Source organism: Rhodococcus ruber NBRC 15591 (genome assembly GCF_001894945.1).
GTDB lineage: Bacteria > Actinomycetota > Actinomycetes > Mycobacteriales > Mycobacteriaceae > Rhodococcus > Rhodococcus ruber.
Genome location: NZ_BCXE01000023.1, coordinates 110,139 through 125,714, shown reverse-complemented (window position 1 = coordinate 125,714; position 15,576 = coordinate 110,139). Strand labels below are relative to the sequence as shown.

Sequence of the window (15,576 nt, the reverse complement as noted above, 5' to 3'; positions counted from 1 at the left end):
GGAGGCGGTCCACTGGCACACTCAGGTACCGATCCCGGCAAACGACTCGCTGAGCGCCGCGATACCGGCGCGCACCGCGGGCCGGTCGTTGTCCCGGCGCCGGAGGGCGTAGATCTCCCGCTCCAACGTCGGCCGTACCGGCACGATCGCGATCGTCTCCGGCACCCACACCCGAGCCAGGCGCGGCACCAGTGCGGCGGCGAGGCCGTGCGCGACGAACTCGAGCTGGGCAGCGAACTCCGGCACCTCGTAACGGACCCGGGGCTCGACGCCCCGCTTGCGCAGCGTCTGGACCAGCCAGGTGTGGAAGACGGCACCCTTCGTCCAGGTCGTCCACGGCATCTGCGCGATCTCGTCGAGATCGACGTAGTCCCGGTGCGCCAGAGGATGATCGATCGGAAGCGCAACGTCGGCGGAATCACGGTGCACGAGCGTGCATACCGCCGCTTCGGGGAGCTGGAACGGCATCGTGACCCAGCTGTCGACGACGGCCAGATCCAACTCACGCCGAACAACCGCAGGGACGAGTTCCTCGGTCTCACCGACGACGAAACCGATCCGGAGTCCGGCGTGGCGGCGCTGCAGGGCGGCGATCGCCGCCGGAGCGACGACCCGGCTCGCCGACGCGAACGACCCGATCCGCAGGTCTCCGACCACGTCGCGCTCGAGAGACACGACCTCCGATTCTGCTTGCGCCAGAAGGGATATCACCTCTCGCCCACGGCGCGCCAGCAGGCGGCCCGCATCGGTGAGCTGCACTCCGCGACCGGACGGCACCAGCAGCGCCACACCGACCTCGCGCTCGAACTTGTGCAACTGCTGCGATACCCCCGACGGGGTCACATGCAGGGCCTGCGCCGCCGCACTGATCGAACCGTACTCGGCGACCGCACACAGGGCCCGGAGGCGCTCGACGCTCAACACGGTAGTAACTCTACCGATTCATCGGCACGAATATTTACTTGTGCTCACGGGTCGGCCCCTCGAGAATTCGAGCATGACCTCCGGACCGCGCCTGCCACCTGTGCTCGTCGCCCGCCCCCGCTTCACCGTCACCCCCGTGGATCCGCGGGTGACGGTGCTGGCAGGTGCCGCGGCGACGTCGCTGACGGCCGGCCTGATCAAGCTCTCCGGGGTGTCGCCGGCGACATCGACCCTCTTCCGGTGCGCATTCGCTCTTCCCGTACTGGGCCTTCTTGCCCTGCACGAGATTCGGCGACACGGAGGCATTTCGCGCCGCGTGCTCGCCACCCAGGCGCTCGGCGGCGCGATGCTGGGCATCGACTTCGCGCTGTGGGCACGATCGATCGAGATGATCGGTGCCGGAATCGCCACGGTCGTCGTCAACGTCCAGGTCGTCGTCGTCCCGCTGCTGGCGTGGCTGGTCTTCCGCGAACGGGTCCCGGTGCGCTTCGTCCTGGCGGTCCCCTTCCTGTTCGCCGGTGTCGCGCTCGCCGGTGGAGCCCTGTTCGGCGGCGGCGAGACCGATCGGTCGATGTGGGGAACACTGCTGGCACTGGCCGCAGGCCTCGCGTACGGCACCTACCTCTTCGTCGCCGGTCGGGCGGGTTCGGAACGAAGAGCCTCCTCGCAGGTGTTCGTGTCGACTCTCGTCGCCGGCGTCGTCGGCACTTCCGTCGGCTCGCTGTGGGGCCCGGTCGACCTCACCCCCGGTTGGCCCGCCCTCGGATGGCTGGCGATGCTGGCGCTGACCGGCCAGGTGCTCGGCTGGGTCCTGATCGGAATCGGCCTCCCCCGGCTCCCGTCCGAGGTCGGCGCGACGCTGTTGCTCGCTCAGCCCGTGCTGGCGATGGGGGTGGCGATCGCCCTCGTGCACGAGCGCCCCACTCTCGTCCAGTCGATCGGATGCGCGGTCGTGGTCGCTGCCGTCTGGTTCGTCAGCCGCGCACCGGCGACCCCCGAGCGGCACGGCCGGCAGGCGCCACCCGCACAGATCGATCCCATCTCGTTATCCACCCGCCCCCGCGCCGTGTGCCCACCCGCCGACCTGGGGGCACGCCGCGGCGCACAGCAGAGTACATCGGTGTAATTCTCTGTGGCCCAGCGCAATTCTGCACTCGAGGGCTGCACGTCGCGCTGCCGCACCGGATAATCCCTACCATGCCCCCAGCCCGCGCCTCCGTCCCGGCGCCGATGCTCGCCACCGCCGGCCGCCCGCCGATCGGCACCGGATGGGCGGTGGAGATGAAGTGGGACGGCGCACGCACGGTGGCGATGTGCGACGGCGAGCGGTGCCGGCTCCACAGCCGCAACGGCAGGGACGTCTCCGGGATCTACCCGGAACTGACGATCGCGCTGTCGGCGCTGGCTCGCGGCCGTCCGATGGTCGTCGACGGGGAAATCGTCGCGCCCGACCCGCGGACCGGGGCGCCGTCGTTCCCCCGGCTGCAGAGCCGCATCCACGTGGCGAAACCGACGGCCGCGCTGATCAGGACCACACCCGTGGAGTTCTACGCGTTCGACCTGCTCGCGCTCGACGGCGCACCGACGACCGGGCTGCCGTACCTCGAACGCCGTCGCCGGCTGGTCGACCTGTCGATGTCCGGTCCTCTGGTCCGCACCCCACCGCACTGGATCGGCACGGACACGAAGATCCTGCTCGACCTCGCCCGCGATCACGGTCTCGAAGGCATCGTCTGCAAGCGGACCGACTCGACCTATCAGCCGGGACGCCGGTCCCCGGCATGGATCAAGACGGCGCTGCGCAGGAACACCGAGGCCATCGTCGCCGGGTGGTTGCCGGGCACCGGTCCGCACCGCGCCACCTTCGGGTCCCTGGTCCTCGGCGCCCACGACGACGACGGTCGTCTCGTCCACATCGGCAACCTCGGCACGGGCTTCACCACCGTGGGGCGACGAGCCCTGTGGGAGCGGCTCGACGAACTCGAGCGGCCCACCTATCCGTTCGACGTCACGCCGCCGGCCCCCGTCGTCCGGGCCGCCCGGTGGGCCGAACCCGTACTGGTCGGCGACGTCGAGTACCGGGAGTTCACGGGCGACAGTCTCCGGCACCCCAGCTGGAAGGGGTTGCGACCGGACAAGGAGCCGGACGAGATCCTGGTTCCGCCGCTGCCGTAGCGCCGCGGGATCTCCCGGACGCGTCGTCCACCGTCACGGCGGCCGGTGGTGACCTCGGGTCACGGGAGTGGCACGCCGGCCTCGTCGACCGCCAGCCACAGCCCGCCGAACTCCTCGACCCGGTGGCACAGCACCTGCCCGGGTTCCTCGTCGGCATAGAAGTACAGCGGATGCCCGGCGTACGTGACCTGGGTGGTCCCGTCGGAGCGCGCCGTGGTCCCCAACAGTGCCTGGTCTGCGTCGCCGGCCGCGACGGGGGCGCCGACGGTGAGGACCGGCGGCCACGCCACAGCGCAGTCCCCGTAGCAGTCGGGAACCGTGCCCACCTCCCGGTCGAAGATGTAGATCGCCTGGTCCGTCCGGTCGAAGAGCATCTCACCGAGGGGACCGTTCGCCGTGGTGACCACCGTCGACTCTCCGGCCGCGGTCACCGCGGGGCCCGACGCCGGGGCGGCATCGTCGGTGCTGTCGTCCGTCGCCGCACAGGCGGTGGCGACGAGCATCGCGAGCGGGAGGATCGCGCACCGCGCGGCGGCAGGGGCACGCCCGCCGAGTCGCGCAGTCACCGGTGCTCGGGATTCTCGAACGAGGGATGGCAACCGGCATCCCACAGGGAGCGTTGATTGCCCCCGACTGGAAAACCACCGGCCCGCACGAGCAGCGCGGCGGTGTGCATGAGGTTGTAGGTCATGAAGGCGGTGTTGCGGTTGGTGAAGTCGTTCTCCGGACCGCCCGACCCCGGATCGAGGTACGACGGGCCCGGACCGGCCTCCCCGATCCAGCCGGCGTCGGCCTGCGGCGGGATCACGTATCCGAGGTGCTGCAGGCTGTAGAGGATGTTCATCGCGCAGTGCTTGACGCCGTCCTCGTTGCCGGTGATCAGGCAACCGCCGGCGCGACCGTAGTACGCGTACTGGCCGTGCTCGTTGAGCAGCGACGAACAGCCGTAGAGACGTTCGACGACCTTCTTGGTGACCGACGAGTTGTCACCCAGCCAGATGGGGCCGGCGACGACGAGGATGTGCGCGGCGAGGATGCGCTCGAACAACTGCGGCCATTCGTCGCTCGGCCACCCGTGCTCCGTCATGTCGGGGTACAAGCCCGTCGCGATGTCGTGGTCGACGGCCCGGATCTGGTCCACCCTGACGCCTTCCCGTTCCATCAGCGCCACACTGCGATCGATCAGCCCCTGCGTATTGCTGGTCTCGGGCGACCGTTTGAGTGTGCAGTTGACGAACATGGCGCGCAGCCCCTCGAACCGGCGCGATCCGTCCGTGCCCTGCAACCCCTCGAAAGCCGGTTCGGTCATGGGTCCTCCCACACGAGATCCGCACGCCCACGATAGACCGCGACGACTGCCCACGGAAGCGGTTCCGCGTCCGTCCTGCTGCCGGCGACCTCCGGTAACGTGCGGAACATCTGGCCCAGGGAAGGGACCGGCACCGGTGACGGACGAACTCGACGCAGCCTCCTACCGCGACCGGATCGCGGCCGCACTGACCACGTACGCCTGCGGAGACGCGTTCGGCGTCCCCTGGGAGGGCGCGGCCGCCGCGGACATCGATCTCGGGACGGCGGCAACCCTGCCCGTCCGGCCGGGCCGGCCCCGGGGCGCGACGTCCGACGACACGGCGCTCACCCTCCTCGTGGCCGAGGTGCTGACGACGGCCGCGAACGAGGACCCGGGCTCGAGGTTCCTGCGCCTGCTCAGCGAGCGCGCCGAGACCGTCCCGGGCCTGGGGCCCTCCACACTGGCCGCGATCCGGGCCTTCCGCGAATCGGGCCGGCGTCCCGAGACCGGTGGCGACACGAACGGCGCTGCGATGCGGGCTCTTCCGGCCGGTTGGGCGGTTCCGGTCGACGAACCGGATCGCCGGCGCGCACTCAGCCTGGGTCTGTCCCGGGTGACGCATCCGTCACCGGACGCGCAGTGCGCGGCAGCGGTGATCTCGGCGTGCGCCTCGTGGTCGCTGGAAGGCGCGGACGCGCAGCGGTTGCTCGAGGTGGCCCGCGACGAGGCGCGCATCGCGACCGGGGAATTCGGTGGTGGCCGTCGTCTGGGGGACCTCCTCGCCGCGGTCGCGACGGACCGCTGGAGCGCCGCCCCGTCGGGCGTTTCGCTCGAACCGTACGACACCGTCGCCGCCGTGCTGCACTGCATCGTCACGGCGCGGTCGCCGATCGACGCCATGCGCGCCGCCGTCGCGCTCGGCGGGGACACCGACACGGTCGCCGCCCTCGCAGGCGGTCTGCTCGGTGCCGGATTCCCGTCCGCGGAGGCAGCGCTCACGCAGATCCCCTGGTCGTCCGCGGTGCTGCTGCCGGACGCGGCCGTCGTCACCGGATTCGCGACCGGTCTTGCCGCGGCGCGAGCCGCCGGCCGGTAGACCGCCGGTCACAGGACGCGGTCTCGGTGCGGCGCCGCCGGCCGGGAGGCGAAGGCGCCGCGGCGTTCGTGCCGGTGTCGTCCATGACGGTCGACGGGAACGGGTGTGGCGTCTTCACGGGAGAGCGTGGAACTCGAGCTGGGCTGCCGGTGCGGAACCGTCGGAGCAGTTGCCGGGGTGCGCGTCGAGACGGGTATCGAACGTCAGGCCGCCTGTGCGACCTCCGCGCTCGTCACCGGGATCGACTGCTGCGATTCCGCCTGCGCGACGGCCGCCGAGGGCGCACCGCAATGCCCGGTCGCCCGGCACACCAGGTGTGTGGCCGCGCAGAAGATCCCACCGAGTACTGCCCACAGCAGCGAACCGAACATCCACAGCCCCACCACCGCCACGGCCAGAATCAGTATGCCGTCCAGCACGAAAGCCATCGTGGGATGTGCAACCAGCGGTTCGTCGTTGCCCTGCCGTTCCGACTCCATACGCCCGTCTCCTTTCCTGCCGACTCCGTATCCGATACCCCGCTCGGACGGAATCCACACCCCGGGTGCACGAACCCGGGAGGCGCCGCAACGAACGCGATACGCGTTCGACTGGCGACATCGTTTTGTGATGCGATACAAATCAGTGCATAATGTGAGAGCGATCACATTGCGGTACGGCAGGGGGTACATCGTGATCCATACCTTCGAGGGTCGGCACAGGTTACCGACCGATAACGACGAGGCCGACGAGTCCCACTCGCGTCTGCGGCACACGTCCGGCACGGCGGGCGTCGCCTGCGCGGTAGCGGCAGCCATGACGGTCGCCGTCACCGGTTCGGTGCTGCTCGGACTCGCGATCGCGGTATCCGTTCTGGTGGCCGTGGCCGTCGCCGCCGTCATGATCTGACGTCGCGGGGCCGGCCTCGGGGAGCGCCGAGGACTCGGCACGGCGATCCGGATCGTGTTCTTCCGCGACGACTTCTTCCGCGACGACGACGCGCCGGCCTGCATGGCGAACGTCCCGCCCTCCGGCCGAGGGCGGGACGTTTCGGGCTCAGCTCAGCGCCGGTCGCGGACGGTGTGTGCGGCGTCGCGTGCGTCGCCCTGCACCGTGCGCGCGGCGCCGGCACCTTCCTCGGCGACGGTCGTCGCGGCATCCCGAGCCGTGTCGGCGACCGCGTGCGCCGCCTCCTGCGCGGGCTGCGCGAGCCGCTGAGCGGTGTCCTTGGCAGCGTCGGTAGCTTCCTGCAATGCCGGCTCCGCGGTCTCCTTCAGCGCGACGGCGGCCTGCTGCTCGGACCGGCTGGCGGGCACCAGCGCGGCCGCCACGAGGCCGGCGCCGAACGCGATCAGCCCGACCGCCAAGGGATTGCCCTGCGCCTGCTGCTGCGCGGTGGCGGGCACGCCGCGTGCCGCGTCGGTCGCCGACGACACGGCCGAACGGCCGGTGTCCGACAACTGCGACGTCGCGTCTTGCGCCGTGCCCATGACCCTGTCCCGCATCCGGGACAGCGAGCCGCCGATCCCGCCGACCTTGCGCCGGGCGATCGTCGAGGGCCGCGCCCGATCGGCGAGCGTGTCGACGTCGGCGCTGAGACTGCGTCGCGTACGGTCTATTTCGGCGCGGATCCGATCCGGGTCGTCGGTGTTCGTCATCGCTTCTCCTGGGGATGAGGGGCAAGTGCTCCGGGCACCTGGGAAAGGGTTTCGGTGGTGCGGGGAAGTCCTTTGGCGCGAGCCAGCTCCGAGCGTCCCAGCACGGCCAGCAGCGTCGCGACGACCGCCCACACGACGGTCACGACGAGGGCCGACCAGCCGCGGCCGATCGCATTGCCCAGCGCCCACCATGCGGCGATGGACAGGAACAGCAGCACGAAGTGCGCCGCCACCGCGGCGCCGGCCAGCATGCCGGCGCCCTTGCGGGCACGGGTCGCGGTCTGGGTGGCCTCGGCCTTCGCCAGTGCCAGTTCCTGGCGCATCAGGGTGGACAGGTCACCGCTGACATCGGCGAGCAACTCGCCCAGCGAGCGCTGGTCGCCGGCTCGATTGTGTTCTGCGGGAGGAAGAGTCACGGCCGCACCTCCCCACCGGGATGCGGCGGTGCATATCCGCCGGGCGGCGGGGTGCCCGTCCCCGGCGCCGAGTAGCCGCCGGGCATCGGAGCCCCCGTCGCGGGTCCCGCAGGATACGTTCCGGGCGCCGACGTGCCGGGTCCCTGCGCCGGGTACGCGTATCCGGCGGGCCCGCCGGCGCCGGGATCGGCGGCGGTGAACCCGGGGTGCGCGACCCCTGGGGACTGTGCCGCCGGCGAATGGGGCGCGGGAGAAGTCGGGTCGGAGGAATGTGTTGTCGCGGAACCTGATCCGGAGTCCGCGTCCTTCAGTCCGCGACCGAGCCGGCCGAGGACGAATCCCGCTCCCGCAGCGAGGGCGATGAAGGCCCCCGGCCGACGCCGGGCGAAACCGCTGACCTCGTGCAGGACTCCACCCGGCTCCCGCTGTTCGAGCCAGGAGGCGACGGTGTCGGCTCGGTCGGCCGCCTGGCGGACGAGGTCACCGGCCATGCCGGGCTGCTCCGAGTCGCGCGCCATCGAACCGAACTGCGCTCCGAGCGTGCGCAACCCCTCGGCGACCTTCTTCTGCTGTCGAGCGGCCTGGTCGGTCAGTTCGTCCCGGGTGCGCCGCAGCACGTCCTGGGCCTGCGCAGTCGCTTCGTTCTTCACGCGGGCAGCCTGATCGCCGGCCGTTCCGGCCACCTCCCGGCCTGCGTCCGCGGCTCGCCCGGCGACCCGGCCGGCCTGTTCCTGCGCGACCTGCGCCGACGACGCATCGTCCGGTTCGCCGCGTGCCGTCCGATACTCGTCGAGACGGTGCCGGGGCTCCGGTATCGGACCGTCCGGGGAGGTGAAGGGTTGCTCGGTGAGCGGGTCGGTGCTCCGTCCGCCCGGGTCCGGGTATCCGCTGTACGTCATCAGTGTTGTCCTTCCGAGGGGATCGGGAATACGGCCGGCACTTCTGCACGGTCCTGCCTGTGCCGGGCCGTCCCGCCGTGTCACCGGCGGTCGCCGATGGTCGTCGATCTCCACCAGCCGTACGCCCCCCGCTTACCCGGGTCCGGGAGAGGCAAACGTGCCGCATATCCGGCATTACCGACGGTTCGGGCAGTTCCGGCAGCCTGCCGGAAGTATCCGCACCGGCGCTCGCATCAGCCGGTGACCACCAGCAGCCAATCCTCCGCGCCACCGACGTTCGTTCCCGGCGTGGACACGTTTCCGTCCCGGCCCACCTGCGCCGGCAACGCGGGCGCTGCGGCATCGGCGGGATCGATCCAGGCGTAGCTCGCTCCCTGCGGGATCAGGGAGAGCGCGAGCCGGATCGTCCGCTCCGTCGGCACATAGACGACGGCGAGGGCGCCGTCCGGCGTACGTGCGGCGGTGACGTAGTCGTTGTCCAGGACGTCCACCGTCTCGTCGTCCGTCGCGCGGGTCCCGCGCCCGTCGAGGACGAACGGGTCGTCGACGTCCGGCACCAACTGCCACCACGCCCACGACGCCCACAGGTCACGGAGGGCTCGGAGTTGCGTGACGGCGGGGGTATCGAGACGCGCTTCCCAGCCGTCCCGGAACTCCCAGTCGTCGGAGCCGCGGAACTCCCCCGGGGAGCCGGATGTCAACGCCCACAGCGCTTGGCGGCGAAGCGTCTCGTCGGTCGTCGGCGCAGTCTCGGGCTGGTTGTTCTCGCCCTCGTAGTTGCCCTCCGCGAACACGGCAGGACGCGGATCCCGGACGCCTGCCGGTCGCTCGTACCCGTCCAGCACGGCCTTGTAGGTCGGCAGGTAGGTGTAGACGAAGTTCCAGTCCACCAGTGGCTCCCAGAACGGGTTGTCCGTGGAGAGCGATTTCTGGGGGCCGAGCTGTATCGAGAACGGCCTGTCCGAGCCGGCCGCCCTGATCCCGTCGAGCACGGCGCGCAGTACCCGGTCCGATTCGGCCCCGGCGGCAGCGTCGTCCGTGTCGGGCGAATAGTCACCGCCGGTCAGCCAGACGATGTTCGGGAACCGGGCGTATCGCTGGGCGATCATCCGGCCGTAGACCGCAGCCTGTTCGGGAGTGGCCGATGCGAACACGCCCGAGAGGTTCCACCCGTCGATCGGATACAGGAACAACGTGTTTCCGTACCGGCACGCGATTCGGGCGTACTCGTCGACGCGCTCCCAGTACGGCTCGTTCCATGCGGTGATGTCGCCGCCGACGAACGGTTCGATGCCGTCGAAGGTGGCTCCGTTCTCGTTCGGCCCGCCGTTGTCGGGGTCGGCGATCACGGAGACGAGGGCCGCGTCGAACCCGTGCGCTGCTCGATTCGCGAAGTACAGCTCGGCCTGCTCGGGCGACCAGTCCGCCATGCCGGACCACGGCGAGTCCCCGCGGATCAGAATCGGGTCACCGTGCTGATCCTCGAAGTAGCGGCCGTTGCGACCGACGGAGGAGACGTAGCGATGGCCGGCGCTCTCGGCGACGTCGCACGCGGCGGCCGCCGGGACGGTCGCCGGCGGCGACGAAGGAACCCGCGGCCCGCCGCGGTCCGTGCAACCGGCGACGCAGAGCAGGACCAGAAGAGACAGGGCGGAGTGTCTGTTCACGGTTCTCCCACCCGGCTGCGCGCTCGACGGAGTGCGCGTCCGACGAGACTTCAGCCGTTCCACCGGCACCGGGGCCGTACGGATTCGGCTCCGGATGCGCTCAGCCGAGTCTATGCCGTCGCGACCCGGCCGACCTGAGCCTTCCGTGCCGGACACCGGCCCGATCGGTCCTGAGCGGTCCCCGTGCCGTGAGCCGAGCGCCCGTTCCGCCTCGAACGCCACCCGGTCCGGCTTACCGTGAGCGTGCGGCGGCATGTTCGCGCCCGGACGATCACCGGCCGCACACACACGGAGAGGGAGCACGTTGAACGATCTCCTCCGGCAGGTCGCCGAACTGCGCACGGATCTGCGGGCCCTGGACCGGCGGGTGCGCTCCCTCGCCGATGCGTTCGACATGGTGGAGCCGGCGGCGGACGACGACACCGGCGAGGCCAACCTGCGGGAGGTCATCGACAGCCTCAGCGACGCCCATCTGGATCTGAGCACAGCGGACAAGCATCTCGAAGCTGTCGCGTCCCACGCGGCACGCCTGCGCGGCTGAGCTCGTCGGCCGTCGCGGCGGACATCACCGCGGTAGGCTCGGGCTCGCCACTGTTCGACCACGACGGCCGGTCCCACCGGCGCCGCAGGAGGCAGTTACATGAACGGTGCCGTCGGCAGCGACCCGCGGATCGCCCACCACCCCGCCTCCAGGGGTGCGCCCGACACCGGGCATCTGCCGCAGCGGCCCCGCGTGGTGGTCGTCGGCGCCGGCATCGCAGGACTGACCGCCGCCACCGCGCTCGCCGAGCGCGGCGTGGAAGTCGAGGTGCTCGAACGCGAGGCGTACCTGGGCGGGCGGGTCGGCGGCTGGCGTGAACGTCTCGACGACGGCACCGGGCTCGCCATGAACCGCGGGTTCCACGCCTTCTTCCGGCAGTACTACAACCTGCGCCGGTTGTTGCGACGGACCGACCCCGATCTGCAGCGGCTGACGGCGGTCGACGACTATCCGCTCGTCGACGGCGCGGGCCGGCGCGACACCTTTCGCGGAATTCCCAACACCCCACCGTGGAACGCACTGGTGTTCGCGCTGCGCAGTCCCACGTTCCGGCTGCAGGATCTGGTGCGCATCGACGTGCGGGCCGCGGCCCCGCTCGCGACCGTGTCCGTGCCGGAGATCTACGACCGGCTCGACGACGTCGACGCCCAGACCTTCCTGCAGCGCATCCGTTTTCCGGAGGCGGCCAATCACCTCGCGTTCGAGGTGTTCTCGCGCAGCTTCTTCGCGCCCCCGGCCGGGATGTCGGCCGCCGAGCTGGCCACGATGTTCCACATCTACTTCCTCGGCTCCGCGGAGGGCCTGCTGTTCGACGTCGCCACCGGCAACTTCGACACCGCCCTGTGGGGACCGCTCGGCCGGTATCTCGAGGGCCACGGCGCGCGCATCCGGACCGCCACCGCGGTGACCGGCATCGAACCCGGCGGCACCCGGACCTTCCGCATCCACGACGACACCGGCGGCAGCACCGACGCCGACGGCCTCGTCCTCGCGCTCGACGTGGCCGGATTGCGCGCCCTCGTCGACGCCTCGCCCGATCTCGGTGATTCCGGGTGGCGCTCGCGGGTGCAGCACCTGCGGTCCGCTCCCCCGTTCCTGGTGCAGCGGCTCTGGCTGGATAGCCCAGTCGCCACGGACCGCCCGGCATTCCTCGGCACCGGCGGCCTGCGCCCGCTCGACAACATCAGCGTGCTCGACCGCTACGAGGAGGAGGCCCGCGGCTGGGCCGCTCGCACGGGCGGTTCGGTCGTGGAACTGCACGCGTACGCCGCCACCGGCGACGGAGTCGGCGAATCGCGTTCGCCCGAGGATGTGCAGGCGCAGGTGCTCGCGCGCCTGCACGCGATCTACCCCGAGACCGCCGCCGCCCGCGTCGTCGAGGAACGCACGCTGTGGCGCCAGGACTGCCCCCTGTTCGGGGTGGGCGATTTCGCGCACCGGCCCACCGTCCGCACCCCGCACGAGCGGCTGATGCTCGCCGGCGACGGCATCCGCATCGACCTGCCGGTGGCCCTCATGGAACGCGCGGCCACCACGGGGTGGGAGGCCGCCAATGCCCTTCTCGCCCAATGGGGCATTGCCGGCCACGACCTGTACACGGTTCCCACCCGGGGCCGCTCGACGGTCCTGCGCCGGCTCGCCGCCCTGGAAAGGCGCCCCGCATGAGCGTGCTCGATCTGCTGTACCGTCGCTGGCCCGCCACCTGGCCCGTCCAGCCCATGGATCCGGACCACTGGGCCGCACAGGCGCCCACCTACCGGGGTGCCCGCCCCGAGCTGATCAACGCCGTCCTCGACCGCTCGCAGCGCCGCCCCTCCGGCAACTGGTACGTCGTGGCCGCCAGCCGGGACATCGGTGCGGAGCGTCCCTTCGGCGTCACCGTCGCCGATGTCGAACTCGTCGCCTGGCGCGACGGCGAGCAGGTGATCGTCGGCCCCGGCGCGTGCCCCCACCTCGGCGCGCCGATGTCGCTGGCAGCGGTGGACTGCGGTGCGCTGGTCTGCCGTTGGCACGGTCTACGCATCGACGCCGCAGGCGCGTACGGCTGGAAACCCTTCCCGAGTCACGACGACGGGGTGCTCGTATGGGTCCGGCTCGACCACGTCGGCGGGGAGACACCGACGGAACTGCCCGTCGTCCCCGAGCGTCCGACCGCCGACTCCCGCATCGCAGCCGTCGCCACCCTCGTCGGGGTGTGCGAACCCACCGACATCGTCGCCAACCGCCTCGACCCGTGGCACGGCGCCTGGTTCCATCCGTACTCGTTCGCCCGCCTCGAGGTGGTCGAGGCACCCTCCACCCACGGCAGCCCGGGCGACGAGGACCGGTTCGTCGTCGACGTCACCTTCCGGGTCGCCGGCCGGATCGGGGTTCCGGTCCGCGCGGAATTCACCAGCCCCGAACCGCGCACCGTCGTCATGCGCATCGTCTCGGGCGAAGGCGTCGGGAGCGTGGTCGAGACCCACGCGACCCCGCGTGGCACCGGCCCGGACGGCCGTCCCCGGACGGCGATCGTCGAGGCCGTCGTCGTCGACTCCCCCCGCCCGGGGTTCGGCATGGCCACCCGGCGCGCGGCCGCCGCCCTCCGCCCCCTCATGCAGCGCACGGCCACCCGGCTGTGGCGCGACGACCTGGACTACGCCGAGCGTCGCTATCAGCTCCGTGCCGCGACCTCACCGGGCCCCGTGCCCGGACGCTGACTGCGCCGCATCCCCGTCCCGCCGCCGCACCGTAGGTCGCCTCGGATTCGGGTCCGAGGACCCTGGTCCGCGCCGCGGCCCGCGCGCACAGTCGAGACATGCTCGACACCGTCCTCGACATCTTCCGGGTGCGCCAGTACTTCGACGTTCTCGCCCGCGGGCGGGACGTGGTCGACGGCGTGCGCACCGACACCGGATTCCTCGTCGACGTCGCGCGGGCGGCCCTGCAGCGGCCGTCGGGCACGCGGGACCGGGAACTGCATCCGTTTCCCGCGTTCGAGCCCTTCCGGGTCCGTGTCCGGGAGGGCGATCGGATCGCGCTGGCCGCGACCGGGGGCAGCGGAGCGCTCGCATCGCTGGTCGGGGTGGCCCGCGCACTGGAGGAGGGCGGGATCCGGCCGTCGGTCGTCTCGCTGTGCTCCGGTTCCGCGCTGTTCGGCTTCCCGATCGCAGCGGGCGTCCCCGCCGACGAGGTCGCAGCATTCACCCTCGCACTCGACCCCGCGGACTACATCGACGTCGACTGGCGACGCCTGCTCACCGTCGCACCGACCGTGGGCCGCGGCTTCGCCGGCATCCTGCGTGGCGACGCGCTCGAGGCCACGTACCGGCGCCTGCTCGGCGACATGACGCTCGCCGCGCTGCCCGTACCCGCCTACGCGCCGATCTGGAACATCGAGCAGAACCGCCTCGAGTACCTCGGGCCGCGAACGTATCCCGACCTGTCGGTGGCCCGGGCCGTGCACATGGCGGTCGCGCTGCCGCTGTTCGTCGCCCCCGTCGCACTCGGTGGGTTCCACTGGTGCGACGGCGGGATCGTCGACATCTTCCCCGTCCACCCGCTGCTCGACCTCGAGCAGCCGTGCGAGGTCACCCTCGCCGTGAACGGCTTCTACCCGCCCGGCTTCGAAGGCGAGGACGCCACCGGCTGGGCTGAACGCCGCGCGAGCATCCTCTACATCGCCGCTCAGGTCCGCACGTCCCAGCAGGTCGAGCTGGCACGGGAGAACCTGGCGCGGCTGCGCGCGGCCTCGCGCGTCTCGATGATCGAGCCGGTGCCGTACGCGAAGGTGCGGGGCGTCGGTTTCTACCGGCAGTTCCTCGGCACCCGGGACTGGCCGGAGTTCATGCGCGCCGGACGCGCCGCCGCCCGCCGTGTCCTGACGGCATGACTCGTCGGCAGCCGAAGTTGTCGGACCCCTGCGGCACTGTGTACAGCGTGCCCGTACGGGTACCACTCGACCGAACGGCTCGGGAGATTCCACGGGAGGTTCGACATGGTGAACGTAACGATGTTCCGTCGGGTGATCGCGCCGACCGCGGTGGCGTTCCCCTCCTCCGCGCTCGCGGACGCCCTGGTCGCTGCGGCGGCCGACGTGCCGCTGCACGGATCGGTGGCCCGCACGGTGGCGAGCAGCGTGGACGACGCGGCGCGGGCGCTGACCGCCGACGAGGGCGGGTTGTTCCCGTCGCAGGCGGCCGCCCTCGTCTACGAGTGCTTCGTCGGGGCGATACACGGGCTCGACACGATCGACACCGCGGTGGCACTCGGCGCCGTCTTCACCGCCTACCTGGACCGGCTCACCGCCGCCGGTCCCGTTCCGACGGACGTCGCGGCAGCCTGACCGGCCGGCGGACCGGCCCGCGACGTGCAGGTCCGCGTTCCCGGGCCCCGCCGTGACCGCCGGTCACCGGTAGACTGAAGGTCGACCCTGCCGTGCACGGCAACCTGGTATGACGAGAAGCAGGCTCGGTAGATCGTGAGTGAAGGACGGAGTGGGCACGCGGTTTCGCCCGGCCGGGCCGAGGCCCGGACCCCGGTATCCCCGTTGCGCCGGCTGAAGCAGCGATGGCTCCGCTGGCGGCGGCGCATCGAGCGGCGTCCCTCCCTGAACCTGACGTACCGCATCACCGTCGGGACCTTCGGAACACTGGTGTTCCTGGCCGGCATCGTGGCCATCCCCTATCCCGGCCCGGGCTGGCTCATCGTCTTCGCCGGCCTGGGGATCCTGGCCTCGGAGTTCGCTTGGGCGCACCGTCTGCTGCACTTCGCGCGGGGCCGCTACGACCGCTTCATGCACTGGTTCGGACAACAGTCGCTGGTGGTACGGGGTGCGGGAGCGCTCACGACCGGCGCGATCGTGGTCATGACCCTGTGGCTGCTCGGCACCCTCAGTCTGGCCGGCGGCTGGGTCGGGGTCGACTACTCGTGGCTCGAAAGCCCGCTCTGA

General features: G+C 71.4%; 17 protein-coding genes. 9 read left to right on the top strand and 8 right to left on the bottom strand.

The window, feature by feature from the left end:
* Nucleotides 1–21 precede the first annotated feature (21 nt).
* Nucleotides 22–924 (bottom strand): LysR family transcriptional regulator, encoded by a 903-nt coding sequence (locus RR3_RS16505; protein ID WP_010594518.1) that lies wholly within the window; start codon nucleotides 922–924, stop codon nucleotides 22–24.
* 73 nt (nucleotides 925–997) lie between these two features.
* Here RR3_RS16505 and RR3_RS16500 point away from each other — a divergent pair, with 73 nt between their 5' ends.
* The gene (locus tag RR3_RS16500; RefSeq protein WP_234420159.1) at nucleotides 998–2,050 is read left to right on the top strand and encodes a DMT family transporter; all 1,053 of its coding nucleotides are present in this window, start codon (nucleotides 998–1,000) and stop codon (nucleotides 2,048–2,050) included.
* A 71-nt stretch (nucleotides 2,051–2,121) separates the two neighbouring features.
* Complete coding sequence (gene ligD / locus RR3_RS16495; protein ID WP_064066292.1) at nucleotides 2,122–3,099, top strand: non-homologous end-joining DNA ligase; 978 nt, start codon at nucleotides 2,122–2,124, stop codon at nucleotides 3,097–3,099.
* A 59-nt stretch (nucleotides 3,100–3,158) separates the two neighbouring features.
* On the opposite strand, the gene RR3_RS16490 is transcribed toward ligD, so the two are convergent.
* Together RR3_RS16490 and RR3_RS16485 are read right to left on the bottom strand one after the other, a co-directional pair.
* Nucleotides 3,159–3,665, bottom strand: a complete 507-nt coding sequence (locus RR3_RS16490; protein ID WP_064066293.1) for a COG4315 family predicted lipoprotein — start codon at nucleotides 3,663–3,665, stop codon at nucleotides 3,159–3,161.
* A complete protein-coding gene (locus RR3_RS16485) occupies nucleotides 3,662–4,408 on the bottom strand; it encodes a flavodoxin family protein (RefSeq protein ID WP_064066294.1) in 747 nt (248 codons plus the stop codon). Before RR3_RS16485 ends, RR3_RS16490 begins: the two co-directional genes overlap by 4 nt.
* A 136-nt stretch (nucleotides 4,409–4,544) precedes the next feature.
* Here RR3_RS16485 and RR3_RS16480 point away from each other — a divergent pair, with 136 nt between their 5' ends.
* Nucleotides 4,545–5,486, top strand: a complete 942-nt coding sequence (locus RR3_RS16480; RefSeq protein WP_064066295.1) for an ADP-ribosylglycohydrolase family protein — start codon at nucleotides 4,545–4,547, stop codon at nucleotides 5,484–5,486.
* Between the two features lie 203 nt (nucleotides 5,487–5,689).
* Here the strand turns inward: RR3_RS16480 and RR3_RS16475 are convergent, their stop codons facing one another.
* The 5 genes from RR3_RS16475 to RR3_RS16455 all read right to left on the bottom strand — a co-directional run bounded on the left by RR3_RS16475 (nucleotide 5,690) and on the right by RR3_RS16455 (nucleotide 10,105).
* A complete protein-coding gene (locus RR3_RS16475) occupies nucleotides 5,690–5,965 on the bottom strand; it encodes a hypothetical protein (RefSeq protein WP_010594524.1) in 276 nt (91 codons plus the stop codon).
* A 561-nt stretch (nucleotides 5,966–6,526) separates the two neighbouring features.
* Nucleotides 6,527–7,123 (bottom strand): DUF3618 domain-containing protein, encoded by a 597-nt coding sequence (locus tag RR3_RS16470; protein WP_040273802.1) that lies wholly within the window; start codon nucleotides 7,121–7,123, stop codon nucleotides 6,527–6,529.
* Nucleotides 7,120–7,539 carry a phage holin family protein gene (locus tag RR3_RS16465; RefSeq protein ID WP_010594527.1) on the bottom strand — a complete coding sequence of 140 codons (420 nt, stop codon included), beginning with the start codon at nucleotides 7,537–7,539 and terminating at the stop codon, nucleotides 7,120–7,122. Before RR3_RS16465 ends, RR3_RS16470 begins: the two co-directional genes overlap by 4 nt.
* Entirely contained in the window at nucleotides 7,536–8,438 is a 903-nt protein-coding gene (locus RR3_RS16460; RefSeq protein WP_064066296.1) for an ATP synthase subunit B family protein, read from the bottom strand. Before RR3_RS16460 ends, RR3_RS16465 begins: the two co-directional genes overlap by 4 nt.
* A 233-nt stretch (nucleotides 8,439–8,671) precedes the next feature.
* A complete protein-coding gene (locus tag RR3_RS16455) occupies nucleotides 8,672–10,105 on the bottom strand; it encodes a glycoside hydrolase family 140 protein (protein WP_064066297.1) in 1,434 nt (477 codons plus the stop codon).
* A 304-nt stretch (nucleotides 10,106–10,409) separates the two neighbouring features.
* Here RR3_RS16455 and RR3_RS16450 point away from each other — a divergent pair, with 304 nt between their 5' ends.
* The 6 genes from RR3_RS16450 (at nucleotide 10,410) to RR3_RS16425 (ending at nucleotide 15,576) form a co-directional block, all read left to right on the top strand.
* Nucleotides 10,410–10,646, top strand: coding sequence for a hypothetical protein (locus RR3_RS16450; RefSeq protein ID WP_010594530.1), 237 nt, complete (start codon nucleotides 10,410–10,412; stop codon nucleotides 10,644–10,646).
* A gap of 99 nt (nucleotides 10,647–10,745) precedes the next feature.
* Nucleotides 10,746–12,311 carry an FAD-dependent oxidoreductase gene (locus RR3_RS16445; protein WP_064066298.1) on the top strand — a complete coding sequence of 522 codons (1,566 nt, stop codon included), beginning with the start codon at nucleotides 10,746–10,748 and terminating at the stop codon, nucleotides 12,309–12,311.
* Nucleotides 12,308–13,345: a DUF5914 domain-containing protein gene (locus RR3_RS16440; protein WP_064066299.1), complete on the top strand. Its 1,038-nt coding sequence runs from the start codon at nucleotides 12,308–12,310 to the stop codon at nucleotides 13,343–13,345. The genes RR3_RS16445 and RR3_RS16440 overlap by 4 nt, the downstream gene beginning before the upstream one ends.
* Before the next feature lie 98 nt (nucleotides 13,346–13,443).
* The gene (locus tag RR3_RS16435) at nucleotides 13,444–14,517 is read left to right on the top strand and encodes a patatin-like phospholipase family protein (RefSeq protein WP_064066300.1); all 1,074 of its coding nucleotides are present in this window, start codon (nucleotides 13,444–13,446) and stop codon (nucleotides 14,515–14,517) included.
* 105 nt (nucleotides 14,518–14,622) lie between these two features.
* The gene (locus RR3_RS16430; RefSeq protein ID WP_172603504.1) at nucleotides 14,623–14,970 is read left to right on the top strand and encodes a hypothetical protein; all 348 of its coding nucleotides are present in this window, start codon (nucleotides 14,623–14,625) and stop codon (nucleotides 14,968–14,970) included.
* 204 nt (nucleotides 14,971–15,174) lie between these two features.
* Nucleotides 15,175–15,576, top strand: coding sequence for a TIGR02611 family protein (locus tag RR3_RS16425; protein WP_010594536.1), 402 nt, complete (start codon nucleotides 15,175–15,177; stop codon nucleotides 15,574–15,576).